This window comes from Fictibacillus sp. 18YEL24, from assembly GCF_015903855.1.
GTDB lineage: Bacteria > Bacillota > Bacilli > Bacillales > Fictibacillaceae > Fictibacillus > Fictibacillus phosphorivorans_C.
This window is the reverse complement of sequence record NZ_JACZDT010000007.1, coordinates 24,486-37,532: the sequence shown is the minus strand read 5'-3', so window position 1 is coordinate 37,532 and position 13,047 is coordinate 24,486. Positions and strand designations below refer to the sequence as shown.

The 13,047-nt window shown below is 34.9% G+C and carries 12 protein-coding genes and 1 pseudogene; 9 read left to right on the top strand and 4 right to left on the bottom strand.

The window, feature by feature from the left end; translation table 11 throughout:
* The first annotated feature begins 413 nt into the window (after window positions 1-413).
* Window positions 414-1,268 carry a manganese catalase family protein gene (locus HU823_RS19195; RefSeq protein WP_197223073.1) on the top strand — a complete coding sequence of 285 codons (855 nt, stop codon included), beginning with the start codon at window positions 414-416 and terminating at the stop codon, window positions 1,266-1,268.
* Between the two features lie 1,335 nt (window positions 1,269-2,603).
* Here HU823_RS19195 and HU823_RS22010 read toward each other — a convergent pair.
* Together HU823_RS22010 and HU823_RS19190 are read right to left on the bottom strand one after the other, a co-directional pair.
* On the bottom strand, window positions 2,604-2,693 hold the full coding sequence (locus HU823_RS22010) for a putative holin-like toxin (RefSeq protein ID WP_231607566.1): 90 nt from the start codon (window positions 2,691-2,693) through the stop codon (window positions 2,604-2,606).
* Between the two features lie 350 nt (window positions 2,694-3,043).
* Window positions 3,044-3,994, bottom strand: coding sequence for a nucleoside hydrolase (locus HU823_RS19190; protein ID WP_197223072.1), 951 nt, complete (start codon window positions 3,992-3,994; stop codon window positions 3,044-3,046).
* A 1,358-nt stretch (window positions 3,995-5,352) separates the two neighbouring features.
* Between HU823_RS19190 and HU823_RS19185 the strand changes: the two genes are divergently transcribed.
* The 4 genes from HU823_RS19185 to HU823_RS22360 all read left to right on the top strand — a co-directional run bounded on the left by HU823_RS19185 (window position 5,353) and on the right by HU823_RS22360 (window position 8,740).
* On the top strand, window positions 5,353-5,733 hold the full coding sequence (locus tag HU823_RS19185) for a hypothetical protein (protein WP_197223071.1): 381 nt from the start codon (window positions 5,353-5,355) through the stop codon (window positions 5,731-5,733).
* Between the two features lie 343 nt (window positions 5,734-6,076).
* Complete coding sequence (locus HU823_RS19180; protein ID WP_197223070.1) at window positions 6,077-6,895, top strand: STAS domain-containing protein; 819 nt, start codon at window positions 6,077-6,079, stop codon at window positions 6,893-6,895.
* Between the two features lie 658 nt (window positions 6,896-7,553).
* Window positions 7,554-8,417: an STAS domain-containing protein gene (locus HU823_RS19175; RefSeq protein WP_197223069.1), complete on the top strand. Its 864-nt coding sequence runs from the start codon at window positions 7,554-7,556 to the stop codon at window positions 8,415-8,417.
* A gap of 191 nt (window positions 8,418-8,608) precedes the next feature.
* Window positions 8,609-8,740, top strand: coding sequence for a nucleotidyltransferase domain-containing protein (locus HU823_RS22360; RefSeq protein WP_370630147.1), 132 nt, complete (start codon window positions 8,609-8,611; stop codon window positions 8,738-8,740).
* Between the two features lie 385 nt (window positions 8,741-9,125).
* Here the strand turns inward: HU823_RS22360 and dapG are convergent, their stop codons facing one another.
* Both dapG and HU823_RS19160 read right to left on the bottom strand, forming a co-directional pair.
* Window positions 9,126-10,397, bottom strand: coding sequence for an aspartate kinase (gene dapG / locus HU823_RS19165; protein WP_197223068.1), 1,272 nt, complete (start codon window positions 10,395-10,397; stop codon window positions 9,126-9,128).
* Window positions 10,398-11,016: 619 nt separating this feature from the next.
* On the bottom strand, window positions 11,017-11,235 hold the full coding sequence (locus HU823_RS19160; protein WP_197223067.1) for a helix-turn-helix domain-containing protein: 219 nt from the start codon (window positions 11,233-11,235) through the stop codon (window positions 11,017-11,019).
* A gap of 407 nt (window positions 11,236-11,642) precedes the next feature.
* Between HU823_RS19160 and HU823_RS19155 the strand changes: the two genes are divergently transcribed.
* The 4 genes and pseudogenes from HU823_RS19155 to HU823_RS22355 form a co-directional block, all read left to right on the top strand.
* Entirely contained in the window at window positions 11,643-11,921 is a 279-nt protein-coding gene (locus HU823_RS19155) for a spore germination protein (protein ID WP_231607573.1), read from the top strand.
* 74 nt (window positions 11,922-11,995) lie between these two features.
* Complete coding sequence (locus HU823_RS19150; protein WP_197223065.1) at window positions 11,996-12,271, top strand: hypothetical protein; 276 nt, start codon at window positions 11,996-11,998, stop codon at window positions 12,269-12,271.
* A gap of 28 nt (window positions 12,272-12,299) precedes the next feature.
* Complete coding sequence (locus HU823_RS19145; protein ID WP_197223064.1) at window positions 12,300-12,539, top strand: hypothetical protein; 240 nt, start codon at window positions 12,300-12,302, stop codon at window positions 12,537-12,539.
* A gap of 12 nt (window positions 12,540-12,551) precedes the next feature.
* Window positions 12,552-12,686 (top strand): annotated as a pseudogene (locus HU823_RS22355) (Ger(x)C family spore germination C-terminal domain-containing protein); the annotation flags it as partial.
* Window positions 12,687-13,047: the final 361 nt, after the last annotated feature.

The window sequence follows — 13,047 nt, the reverse complement described above, 5'->3', positions numbered from 1 at the left end:
AGATTAAAATAATGGACATTATAAAAGAAAAATGGGGGTGATTTTGGAAGAATGAACATCATTTTTAACGTATTCTCAAAATTTTATTGGTTATTAGGATTCATTAATAGTTATGAACTAATGTTTTTTCCGGGAGTTTATAGATCATACGGAAATTTATGGTTTAATGTACTATTCTGCTTTGGTAATGCTTTGTTCCTCCCATATTTCAAAGAATATTATACGAGATTCATTAAAAATTAAACGCACATATTTCTCTAGAACTCCGAGAGCTGAAGTGATGAGACTACTATGAGGAAAGAATGAGCGTTCGAACGATTTATCACTTCATAGGTAGAAAGTATAAAACCAACAAGATTCGTTTATCCTAAGTGGAGCTTTTTATCTACATTGGCTAAAAGGGAGTTGTTTATTTGTATTATTATAGTGAAGAATTAATAAACGAAATCAAAACAGATAGACCAGATCCAGCAGCTGCAAAAGTCCTGCAAGAAGCACTTGGTGGGCAGTTTGGTGAAATGAGAACGATGATGCAGTACTTTTTTCAAAGCTCAAACTTTAGAGGTAAACAGAAGCAGTACCGTGATCTAATTAGAGGCGTGTTTTTAGAAGAGATCAGTCACGTAGAACTTGTTCAAAGTACAATAAACCAATTATTAAATGGTTCTGGAGAATCTGGCGTTGGTGATTCTGGAACAGATGGGGCTCCTCTCGATGAAGCGATAAAACACGCAAACCCTCATCACTTTATAATGGGGGCACAAAGCTCGCTACCCGTAGATGCAGGAGGAAATCCTTGGAACGGATCCTGGGTTTACAATCATGGCAATTTAATTGCAGATCTTCTTAATAATTTAATTCTTGAATCAACAGGAGTCCTACAAAAAACTCGCATCTATGAGATGAGTTCAAATCAAACATTAAGAGAAACCTTAGGCTTTCTAATAGTCCGTGATAATGCCCATCAAAATGCATTTGCCAAAGCACTTGAAACTCTAGGTGTAGATTGGGCTAAACTTTTCCCGGTTCCTAATTACGATATAAATAAATATCCTGAATGTCGAAAATTTGTTGAGATGGGTTATCATAACGCCCAGTTTAATTTTAGACTGGATCAAACAAGAATGGCTGAAATCTTCGAGGGACAATCCCCTTCACGAAATGGTGGAAATCTCTCTGTAACTGCTCCTCCAAAAGGATTCCCAGTTCCTGAGATGCCCGAAATGCCAAACGAGCATAGTCCTGGCCTAGGTGACATGAATAGTTAAGTTATATGTTGTAATATACAAACAAAGCCCTAGCTCGTTTTAACCAGTTAGGGATCTTTTATTTATATCTCCCCATACATATGTTCTATCAGGTAAATGTATTTTAAAGCGCTATAACTGCTATATAATAATTGCGAATTCTATATTGTTTAAGCAATAGTTCAACTAAACATCTTCAATTTTTTTATTATAGTGATAGGTAAACTTTTGAGTTATCTCCAGCTTTAACCACCCTTACATAAAAGGGTAGTTTTTTGTTAATTAATTAAGAAGTTGTATTAGAAACAACAAGATAACAGCTGCTATAAATTTTAAAATTAGTGTTATTACTCCGTTTTTCATAATTCCTCATTTCCAAATTTTTATTTAATGCTAGTACATTTTTGATAGTAGAAAAAAGAGTTTATTACTACTCTGATTTAACTTCCTATAAGGTAAATAATCTCATAAAAAAAGGACTATTAGGTCATGATTAAGGATACGAAATAACCAATTTCCCACTGGTTAAACAGTTAACTTTAAACTTTCTAAAACCATCATTTATGAGATTTTAAGATCTTATATGCCAAGAATTTCAGCCTTAGCGTGGGAAAGGTTACGAGTAGTTGGAGCTACCCGTGGAGGAATTCTTATAAGATGTCTCTGTTTGATTTCTAATGAATCTGACACTATCTCTATCTACTACAAAGGTAGTCCCTTCATCTAGATACACAGTATAGGTGCCGGTTATTCGTAAACAGTTTTGAATCTTTTTAACTGTATTTAAGTTATGAAAGATATAGGGATCATTTATAATAACATCGCCATTGAACAGTTCTATCTCAATTATTGGCCATATGTTTCTTTTCATGGTGGACTCCTTCTAGCATGAAACCTTAAAAAATAAAAAAGTAACTAGACAATAAAACTGTACGTGTCACTTTTTAGGGGTTTTGTTCTGATTATTATAGAATATGTCCTCTTGGAACGCAATTAGCTTTATTAACCCTTCATTTCTTCAACTATAATTGTGTGCTCCTAGAGGTCTTAGAACCATATGTTAATTACTCTATTGTTTTATTTTGAGGCGATATGGTTTTCGGTAATGAAACGCGCATTGTTAGGTATCCTATTTTATGTCCACTCATTTGTTTTCTATACGGTTTTTCACTATATTTATGGTATGACAAAATGCTAGAAGTATGGTATCTTAATTATAGATATTGCATATACTTAAAAAGCCACTAGGTGCTGTAACACCCAATGGCTTATATACAACAGAGTATTTCCAAAAGGAAAAGGCTCAACATTGGCGTAAAACCACCCTCTAAGCTGCCGAGCTATTCAAGGGTGGTTTTACTTTTTATCTTGGAAAGACAGGATCGCAACAACTAATACGCTAAAGCTGATCATTAGTTGAAGTGCTTCTGAAACTGTCACGGGCATCACCCCCTTTAGGTAAAACCAAAATGGGGTTGAGCCCTTCCACCCTTGAACGTACCTCTATTGTTTCCTCATTATATCACAAAATCTGATATCAAGAATTAGAACACTTTTAATGATATTTTCATTAGCAGTCAAGAATGATAGCTGCTATAAGCTTCATAAATAATAACTGTATACAAAGTCAACTGTTGTGACAGGTTACGCCTCTATAAAAAATCTGGGTAGGACTAGCAGGGTAACACTCTTCTTATGTAATTTGATCATTAAATGGAAACACATTCTCTTATAGAAAAGTGCTATAACGATTTAAAGGCGCCTATTTTGACTAGGTGCCTTTTGTATGTGCTCAACTAACTTGTACGCATCGTCATTACATTAATAAAATCACTCACAAATGCTTCGTAATTAAACGAAACAGCTATATGATCAGTAGCGATTGTGTTTACTTCTGCAGATCTTGCTCTAAAATCCGCAATGCTTTGTCCTTTTGTGTTGTCAAAGTTTATAGATACTGATGCTTGCCGGTCTATATAATTTACCTTTTCAGGATTTACTAATGCAAAGATTGTGAACACATCATGTAATGGACTGCCTGAGAGACTAGGATCTAGTTTTTTGTACGCTTCGTTGTAGTAATCAAATATGGGTTTTATTAGAGGTGAAAAGGTGTTATATGCCTGAGATGTAATTTGTGCTATATTTTCAGGTTTAATGATGGCATAGTTTGTAACGTTTAGGGGCGTGATAAATACATTTCTCCCTTTATTAAGTATTAAATTGGCGGCAATAGCATCTCCGTGAAAATTTGCTTCAGCAAGTGATGTTACATTTCCAGGAACTAAAAAAGCGCCACCCATACTATAAAAAGCTTTTACCTTACTGAGTTGCTCTTCTCCTCCTAACAAGAATGCGATTGCTAAAGAGGTACACCTTCCAACATCTATGATATAAAGGTTGTACGCATAGGTATTAATTATTTTAAAAATTTCATCAAAATTCACAACCTCACGCTGAACCGTATCTGGCGGACGGATAGGGCCTAAGCCTTCTTCTCCATGAATTTCAGGGTAAAAAATTGCCACTTCCCCACTGAGGGGGCTTCTTGCACCAGCAATAATGGGTATATCCTCTCTACCTGCAAGATAGAGAAGATAAGCCACATTCTGAATAGCTTGTTGTTGTGGTACATTGCCATAGCTTGAAACGATTCCTACTACGTTTATTTTTGGGTTGAGTAATGCATACATGATAGCTAAAGAATCATCAATTCCAGGGTCACAAAACAATAAAATGTTATACAAACGTTTTCCTCCTCTAAAAAATCCATAGGTTGTTGATAGCAGGGAAGGGTCATATTTTGAACATATTCTATGAATGGGCGACACGACTAACGGTAGATATCTCCTTATGTATGTATGCTACTCTTTTAAATATGTGACATGAAGTCGCTATAGGAGATTCTTCGAACGGTTCTTTAAAGGCTTCATTTTTTTAAAGTACCGGAGATTCTAAGCTGTATGTAGTTGCTTTTCTTAGATATACAAGTCCATTAATAATGTTAATAAAGTATATATTGTAGCATATGTTGTTGTATATATGTTTTTTAACATATATATATATGAATGATAGGTAGCTTTTTCTTATAAATTCGCTTTATTACAACCTATTCATTCTTTGGTGTTGAAACTTCTGACGGCAGCACGACAGACTAATCAAAAAGAAGAATCAACTTTCTGTTATTTTGTAACGTGTCGCTTCGCGGTATTAAATGGACCGATAAATAGGACGTGTATGGCTCATCCTTCACCTACACGCCGATAGGTTCGCGGGTAACCGCCATACCGAACGAGCCTGAAATCATAAAAGAAAAGAGATGAATAGGAAAGCTGCCACCCGGCTGCTTTTCATTTTGATTTTTCTCATTTTTACGCTCTGAACGGTACAAGGTGCAATCCGAGCTAACCTTCCACCAGGACGAGCCTCCTAGGCTGGCGCCCTCCACCTGTTGAAAGCTAAGTCGGAAAGTCAGTCGTTCAAGGGGCAAAAAACTTTTTGATTCATAACACTTACGTATCATCAAAAAACTTTTTGTGCTACTCCCTTGACCGTCTGTCTATGCTCCTTGTTTGTTCTCCACATTAAAAGGGTGAAATGATCCCCTTTAGGGGAGATATTGCTCACAGCGCAAAGAACAAGGGAGGAAAAAACATTGGCAGAAAACAAAGGCTTGGAAGAAATTAAAGAACAGCTCGATCAAGGGATTCAAGAGGTGATGACGAATGAGAAGTTTCAGGAATGGCTCTGAGTTTCTTTCTAGTTTTCATAGTTACAGCTTCAACAACACGATCCTCATCTATCGGCAAAATCAAAAATCTTCGCTTATAAAAGGTTTTCAGGAATGGAAGAAACATGCGTTTCGTTAAAAAGGTGCCAAAGCGATCAAGGTGCTTACGCCGTTAATCGGAAAGAAAAAAGAGAAAGAGACAAGGGAATCAGAGGATAAAGCGGAAAAAGAAAAGAAGGTGCTATACGGTTTCCGATATGTAAACGTGTTTGACGTATTAAATACAGAGGGTGAAGAGTTTCCCTCCCCTGACGTACAAATGCTAGAGGGAGACGGGGAATCTGAAAGGTTTTGCTGCAGGAGTGGATTCCTAAAATGGAAATGCCGGTTATTTTTAAAGATACGGGGAAGGCTATCCTCGAGAATTACATTGCCATTCATGAGGAGAGAAGCACAACTCAACAGCTGAAAACAGGAGTATGCCCATTTTTTATTACATGCCAAAGGTGCAAGTTTGAACAAGAAAGTAGTCGGATTCGAGAAGCTGAAGCCGTTGCCGATGTCGTCATGAATCATTTTGGCTATGAGACAGGAGGATATAGTTTCGCTTACATTGCTGGTTGGACGCAAGACATCAACATCATGAAACAGATTGAGAACGATATTGTAACATGCAGCCATCAAGTCATTGAAAAGCTAAAGTCCACATTGAGAAGTGGCAATCCTTTAAACGGTTCCCCCTTTCGGGGGCAATAAATTGAATTTAAGAAAAGGTCCTACGATTCGATGTTGAATAGTAAGGGTGATACAGAATGAAAACCTGTGCCTATTGTGGAAGCTCGGTTAAATTTGTTGAAGCTACGTATACTTGCTAATTGTTTACCTGCCTTAGCTATTAGGGAGAACACACCTTCAACGAAACGATTACCTCTGAACTTCTTTTCACCCGTTTCATTTCTAATAGTTCCTTTTATGATACTTAGCCAATAGTTTAAACGACATGAACAGTTTTAATTACCAAGCTTTAAATTTTTTAGGTATAATAATGGTAAAATAATAGGGTAGATTTTGCTAATAATATGAAACTAGGAGTGACACTATGGGACTAATCAAGGAAAAGGAATATTATGATTATTTTACAAAAAATAGAATGGAGTTCCAAGAGTCATTATTAAATGAGGCCCAGAATGTTCGAGGGAAAATTGAAGAAATCTTACTGATAGGTAATATTGATTTATTAGCCAATGCCCATAAACTGGTGATGTACACCATCCAGGGAAAAGATAGTGAATTGGTAGATTTTGCAAGAGTGGAAGGGGTATCTTGGGCATCGCATAGCCTTACACTAGCCTTTAAACTAGAATGGGTGCAAGCAATACGTAGAACCATCTGGAGATACTTGCATGAATTCAACAAATCCAACCATACTGGATTAGAACCGGAAGACTTTTTTAACACGGAAAGACAGATTAATGACCGCATAGATAAATTTTTAAATGAATTATTCTTGAGCTATTCAGAATATAAAGATCAGCTGATAGAGTCTCAAAAAGCACTTGTTGAAAATCTTTCCGTTCCCATTATTCCAATTACATCAACCGTTTGTGTCCTTCCTCTTGTCGGGGATATTGATACATGTAGAACAGATACGATTGAAAAAAAGGTATTTTTTGAAATTAGCAGACTTACCATTGGTACACTAATTATCGATTTATCTGGAATTTCTAATATTGAGAATGAAGTGATTGAACATTTAATAATAGTAACAGAAGGCGCGAAAATGATGGGGTGTGAGTGTATCATTACAGGACTTCGTCCAGAAATTGTACGCAAAATAACCATGGGCGGATATATATTTATAAGCAAAGCACAGACTAAAGCTACTCTTCAGCAAGCCTTAGAAGATTATTTAAAATAGAAATATCTTCATAACTATGAACTTTTGACATGATAAAGTGGAGATGCCTGCTGTTTATTCAGATTATTGAAGATTAGGTTTAAGAAATTACGAGTTTGGTAATACTAATTTTAATACATTCATTTTAGGAGGGACTAAAATGTTAAATTCGACAGTGAAGTTAATGGATTATGCAGGGAAGAAAGAATTTGATTTGGAGAAGTACCTATCACAATTAATCTCAACCCCCTCACAAAGTAAATAAACGGATGGCAGCCCTATGGCTGTCTTTTTTATTGTTTGAAACAAGAACACATCTGTCGCACGTTGTTCTCATACTAGATTCATATATCATGAGATCCTATGTGTAATAATAGAATGTTATTATACTGATATTAAAATGTAATTTAAATCATTACTGTTACTCCCCTAAAAGAAGTGTTTATTACATATCGATTTTGGGAATAAAAAACATTATAATTTTTTGATCATAGTATCTATCATAAGAGACATTAGGAGAAGTAAGGGTACCAACATATAACTAATTTCTAAATGTTTTTCCCATTTTTCAGTAATAAATAGCAAAGTCTCACTCTAAGAAACACCAAAATTATTTAAAATATCAATTAATAAATTTGCAAGTATATATTACATTTTTGTAAGGAGTTAAGGGGATAATATGAACAAGGACGAAAAATTACTTCATTATATGTGTGATAAAACTAAAGATTTAACAGAGGCTTGGTATCAGTCTCTTGATAAAAGTCATCTAAATTCAGTATTTTCATCAAATGATCCAGCTGAAATTGAGTTAATCAAACAACAGAATTATGAATTTCATAAGCGTTTCTGTACACTATTTGATAAAGAAGTCAAAGAAGAAGAATTCTTATTAAGTTTTGAACCCTGGATTGTTAATATTGCAAGAGACAAAAAGCATTTAGAAACACCCATCCATCTTGTATTGAGAGAACTTTTTAGAACACAAGATCAATACTTGAATCTTTTAAATGAATTCATTGAGAAAGATACGGAAGAATATGATCGTGAAACAGAGAATCAATGGAGAAGCAGTATTATACAAACTTTTGCCAAAGTATTAGTTTGGTTCACACAAGAAATTAACAACTATGCTTCTTCTCAATTGGAAGTTCAGAAAGAGATGATACTTGAACTGAGCTCTCCTATCATATTATTAAATAAGGACACGGGGCTTCTTCCACTAATCGGTGAGATAGATACTGCAAGAGCCAAACACATACTACAACACACATTAACTATTTGTTCTGAGAAAAGAATTAAACACCTTTTCTTAGATTTGTCTGGTGTATTAATTATAGATACTATGGTAGCACAGCAAATTTTTCAATTAATTAATACACTAGATTTGTTAGGAGTAAAGAGTACACTCTCGGGTATTAGACCTGAGATAGCGCAAACAGCAGTTCAGTTAGGTTTGGATTTTAATGGTGTTTCCATCACTTCTACTTTAGAACGGGCTATTTCATTAAAAGAAAAAAAGATAGGAACAATAACAATGTGAGTACGTTATTAACCGATTTTTTATTGATTGTTTTATAACAGTTCTTTGTGATATAACTTCTAGTCATAAAATTAAATGTCCTTTTAAAATTCTCTTTTGTTAAGTTAAGACTTATTCTTGATATACTTTTTATAGAAATGAAAAAGGATTAATGAATTGGTAAGCTGTCATATACTAAAATATAAGTATAGATTTCTGGAGGTGTTTTTTGGACTTATTTATATGGAAAGCTAAATCCTTATCTAATTGTTGTTTTCGGTTCCACGGCTAAAGGAACGGACCGAGTAGACAGTGACCTAGATATCGCATATTTGAGTGATTAAACAATAGAGAAGGACGACCGTTTTTTGTTGAGTCAAGAGATCGCTGCACTGATTAATAGGGATGTTGATCTTCTTGATTTAAAATCAAGCTTCTACAGCCTTCGCTGCTCAGATCATACAATCCGGATGGATACTTGTTTTGTATTTCAAATCTTCATTTTGCCATACTCGTTAAAGTAGGAAAGAGTCCGAATGCAAGTACAAATATCAACAAACCTAGGTAGGTCGCTTTCTTACTCTTTTTTTAATAATTTCACTCATATAATCTTCTCCTTGTATGTACACTTACCAATTAATATTTCGTTAAAACAAGGTATTCTATTAATATAAGACACATGCGTCTATCCTCTTCGTTTCTTTATTTTCAAGAAGTAACTCTTGGAATTCACTCTGCAATACTTAATAAACGCTGCTGTACAATTTCTTGTAAGTTCGCAGATATTCCTTCCTCATTCAAACGAAAAGCGGAATGTAGAGCATTTACTGATTTAATCAGATCTGCTTTCTTAACAAGCACCCAGATCGTAGTATGTGAATCAGCAGATTGTAAGATTTGGATGTTTCTGCTAGATAGTGATTCTACGATAGTTGCTGTAACACCAGGCGTTCCTATGATGCCGACTCCAACTGCTGATACTTTAGCACAATCACGGTTCACTTCTGGTTCGAATCCAAGCTGTTTTAATTTTGCTAAAGCCATATCTGTCTTGTCTTCCATAACCGTATATTCGACACCTTTTGGACTGATGTTGATAAAGTCTACTGAAATTTGTTCTTGGGCCATGGCTTTGAACACTTTTGTATGAAGGTCATACTGACCATCGTTGGCATACACTTTAATTTGAGTAATGTTTGAAACATGTGCAATACCCGTGATGATCGATTCCTGAACGTCTTTACCAGCAGGTCCCTTTACGGCTGATGTAACAAGGGTTCCTGGAAGATCTGAATAGGTTGAACGAATTCTTAACGGGATCTTGGCTTGCATGGCGATCTCTACAGCACGTGGATGAATGACCTTTGCTCCTTGATAAGCCATGTTGCAGATTTCAGCATATGTTACGACGGATAGCGGTCTTGCATCTTTAACAAGTCTAGGGTCAGCAGTCATTACCCCTTCTACATCTGTAAAAATATCAATAAACTCAGCTTCTAAAGCAGCTCCTAATGCCGAAGCACTCGTGTCACTTCCACCTCTACCAAGTGTTGCGATATCTCCAGTTTTAGATTGGCCTTGAAAACCTGCAACAACTACTACTTGATGATGTTCAAGTTCTGACTTTATCCGATCTACTTTCATATCTATAATTCTAGCATTTGAGAAGTCATCATTGGTTCTAAAGCCTGCTTGTGGACCTGTTAAGGCTACAGATGAAAGACCTGTTGTATTTAACATTCCAGAGAATACAACTGATGAAATGATTTCTCCGCAAGACAACAAGAGGTCTTGTTCTCTGTTAGAAATCTTATTTTTATCCCCTACAAGGCTTAATAAAGTATCAGTAGCGTAAGGATCACCGAAACGTCCCATTGCTGAAACCACACAAACCACTTTATAGCCTTCATCTACAGCTTTTTTAATGTGACGGATCGCTTCAACACGTCCTGTGTCATCTTTTAAAGAAGTTCCCCCAAATTTTTGAACGATTATCTTCATGAATGCACCTTCTTTTTAAAATTAAAGCAAATCTAATTTGATTAAGCTCTCTGCGATTTGTACTGAATTATATGTAGCATTTTAAAGCAAGGTATCTAAGACTACCCTATGTGATAGTCAATATCACGGTCGATGTTTTTACGTTCTCCACCTAAATGATTATGATAATCATTATCAATTGTTAATTATACTAAACCACTTTGTTTTGTCAATTCAACTTCAATACTATTTTTCAAAATTTATTGTAACAAAGGTATCGTATATAGTGATGAGCCCTTTTTTTACAGTCTATGAAAGTGAGACCACCCATAAGAAAAACTAAAAAACGTGGAGAAAAGGACGAAAAAAAGAGAGGGTTTTAACATAAAGGTTACTGTTGAAGTTGATCAGTAGAAGCGGCAGCATAATTGCTCGTAAAGGGACGTGTAATGCCGGAAAGAAATTAATGGCTTAAGTTGGAGAAAAAGACAGGATTTAATGTAAGCAAATGCTATCTCCGTTTCAAAATCCAATTGAATTCCTAAAGAAAAAAGCACTGTCAATCTAACAGTGCTTACTGAGTGTGTTCTGTTTTGAAAATATTTTGGTAGAATCAAGTTATAAAGCATTTGATTAGCCATCATTCATATTTTCTAAATTGAAAAATTTCCTCTGGTTGACAACTAAATGTTTGACAGAGCATTGCTATCACTTTGAGACTCACAAATTCACCTTTGTTTATCTTTAAAAGTGCGTTAGAACTTACAACTGCTCTTAAATCCGTTAAGAACATAGAATTCTGTTCTAATAGCTGCCATAATCCTGAGTAATCAGGTTTTAGCTTTAAATTCTGTAACATGTGTTCACACCCTTAATTACTTACTTATTAATCGTATTTTACCTCATTTGTAATCAATTCGTCAGTTCGCTTTTAAAAGGTGTTTTAATAATGCATAACATTTAGGAACAGGCTCGAATAGAAGGGATTTTTTATTCAATAAAGACAAATCGATCATTTTTTTGCTGGTATACATGAAAGATTAAAATGGGTAATTGCAGAAAAAACCCCTAACTTGCTAATTATTTTTGATATAGGTTAGGTGATAGTAGTGGGTAATATAGTAAACGAAATTGAATCTAAGTTGACCAATCAAGCGGATTTTCTTTGCGAAGAAATGTTGATTAATTAAACCTCATGCTGTTAAATCGGAATGAATTCTTTAGTTGATTTTCCTAAAACCTAAATCAAAACTATACATTCAACAAATGGTTAGTGACTGTAATAGTACAGTACACTCTATTGTTATTTCCATAAGTGACCAGATAAACGTTAGTAAAGAAGAAGCCATTAAAGCGGTATTAGAAGGGAAGCTAGTGATTGTAACGAGTGGAGGTGTAATTGCGGTTATAAAATCTGTATCTCAAAATCTCATCAGAAGCATTGAAGAACCAAAAAACGAGAGTCCAATTCAGGCTTCAATGAATGCCTTTGGAGAAGATATCAATATTAACGTTGGACTTATTAGAAAAAGGCTGAATACCTGAACGTCTACAGCATCTTTCCTATCAAACTGGGAATTTAGAAAAGCGCAAGATATCCATACTTTATATTAAAGGTCATGCGCCAGATACTCTTCGACAATGTGAAACAACGATTAGAAGAAATTAAATATGGTATTGAAACAATAGATGACCTTAATAAGCAGTTTGAACACCGTAGACTTAGTCCCGTTAGTCATCTATCTCCTACTGAATTGCCGATACCAGCAATCCATGCACTAAAGAAGAATCGTATTGTAATATTAGCACTCCAATTTGGGCAGTTTATAGAAGTTTGTTTTTATCAACAAAAGATATTGCGATTCCGTCTGTTCGGTCAGATAGAGGAAAATTAACGGATAGAATAAGCCCTGAGGAAACACATTGATTAATGTGTTTAACAACAAGAAGATCAAAGGGAAAATAGAGAAATTAGGTTTTGCGAGCGTTGTGATCACAGATAATTCAATTTCAAGTGAGGTATCATTAAAAAATGATATAGCGCATATATCAAGTACATTAGATTTAGAAATACATGTCTTAGAGAAAGAAGATGGAGTTACAAATAAACAGATTGAAAAAAGCTGGAAAAAGTTAATAAAGAACGATTTTACACGCTATTAAAATAAGACCCAAAAGAATAATACTGACATTTTCGGTTTTGGGCAACAATTTCAAAATGTAATTCCATATGCGAAATTGTATCATTGGAGAAATGAGTATTATCCACATTTAAAAATGAAGTTTAAAGTCAAAGCCAAGGTTAAATAATCTGATATAGTTATCAATTAATAATATTGAATAATTTGAATTAATAATCTATACTCATCTCAAACACTCCCCAAAGAGTAACAAAAGAGACTAGACATAAAAAATTAACAGGTTCTCTTTTGAGGGAGAAAACAAGAAAAAACAATCCAAATCGCATAGCAATTAGCACTATAAATCGCAACGAAATTCGTTGCGATTTTTTCTTGGTATATAAGGGTTTTGATTATAAAACACCACTTTTCTTGCCTTAGTTAGCACCCTGATTCGCACACGTTTTAGCAAGATGACAATAACTATTGTCACGCTGCGAATTGGTATGCGAATTCACTTGTCAATTGAACTGCCATTTTTAGCGAAAAAG

What these genes read in the sequence shown, in the direction of transcription:
- HU823_RS19160 (WP_197223067.1), bottom strand. Translation starts at nt 11,235, where the DNA reads ATGTTACAGAATTTAAAGCTAAAACCTGATTACTCAGGATTATGGCAG.
- HU823_RS19180 (WP_197223070.1), top strand. Translation starts at nt 6,077, where the DNA reads ATGGGACTAATCAAGGAAAAGGAATATTATGATTATTTTACAAAAAAT.
- HU823_RS19175 (WP_197223069.1), top strand. Translation starts at nt 7,554, where the DNA reads ATGAACAAGGACGAAAAATTACTTCATTATATGTGTGATAAAACTAAA.
- HU823_RS22010 (WP_231607566.1), bottom strand. Translation starts at nt 2,693, where the DNA reads ATGCCCGTGACAGTTTCAGAAGCACTTCAACTAATGATCAGCTTTAGC.
- HU823_RS19185 (WP_197223071.1), top strand. Translation starts at nt 5,353, where the DNA reads ATGGAAATGCCGGTTATTTTTAAAGATACGGGGAAGGCTATCCTCGAG.
- dapG (WP_197223068.1), bottom strand. Translation starts at nt 10,397, where the DNA reads ATGAAGATAATCGTTCAAAAATTTGGGGGAACTTCTTTAAAAGATGAC.
- HU823_RS19150 (WP_197223065.1), top strand. Translation starts at nt 11,996, where the DNA reads ATGCGCCAGATACTCTTCGACAATGTGAAACAACGATTAGAAGAAATT.
- HU823_RS19155 (WP_231607573.1), top strand. Translation starts at nt 11,643, where the DNA reads ATGGTTAGTGACTGTAATAGTACAGTACACTCTATTGTTATTTCCATA.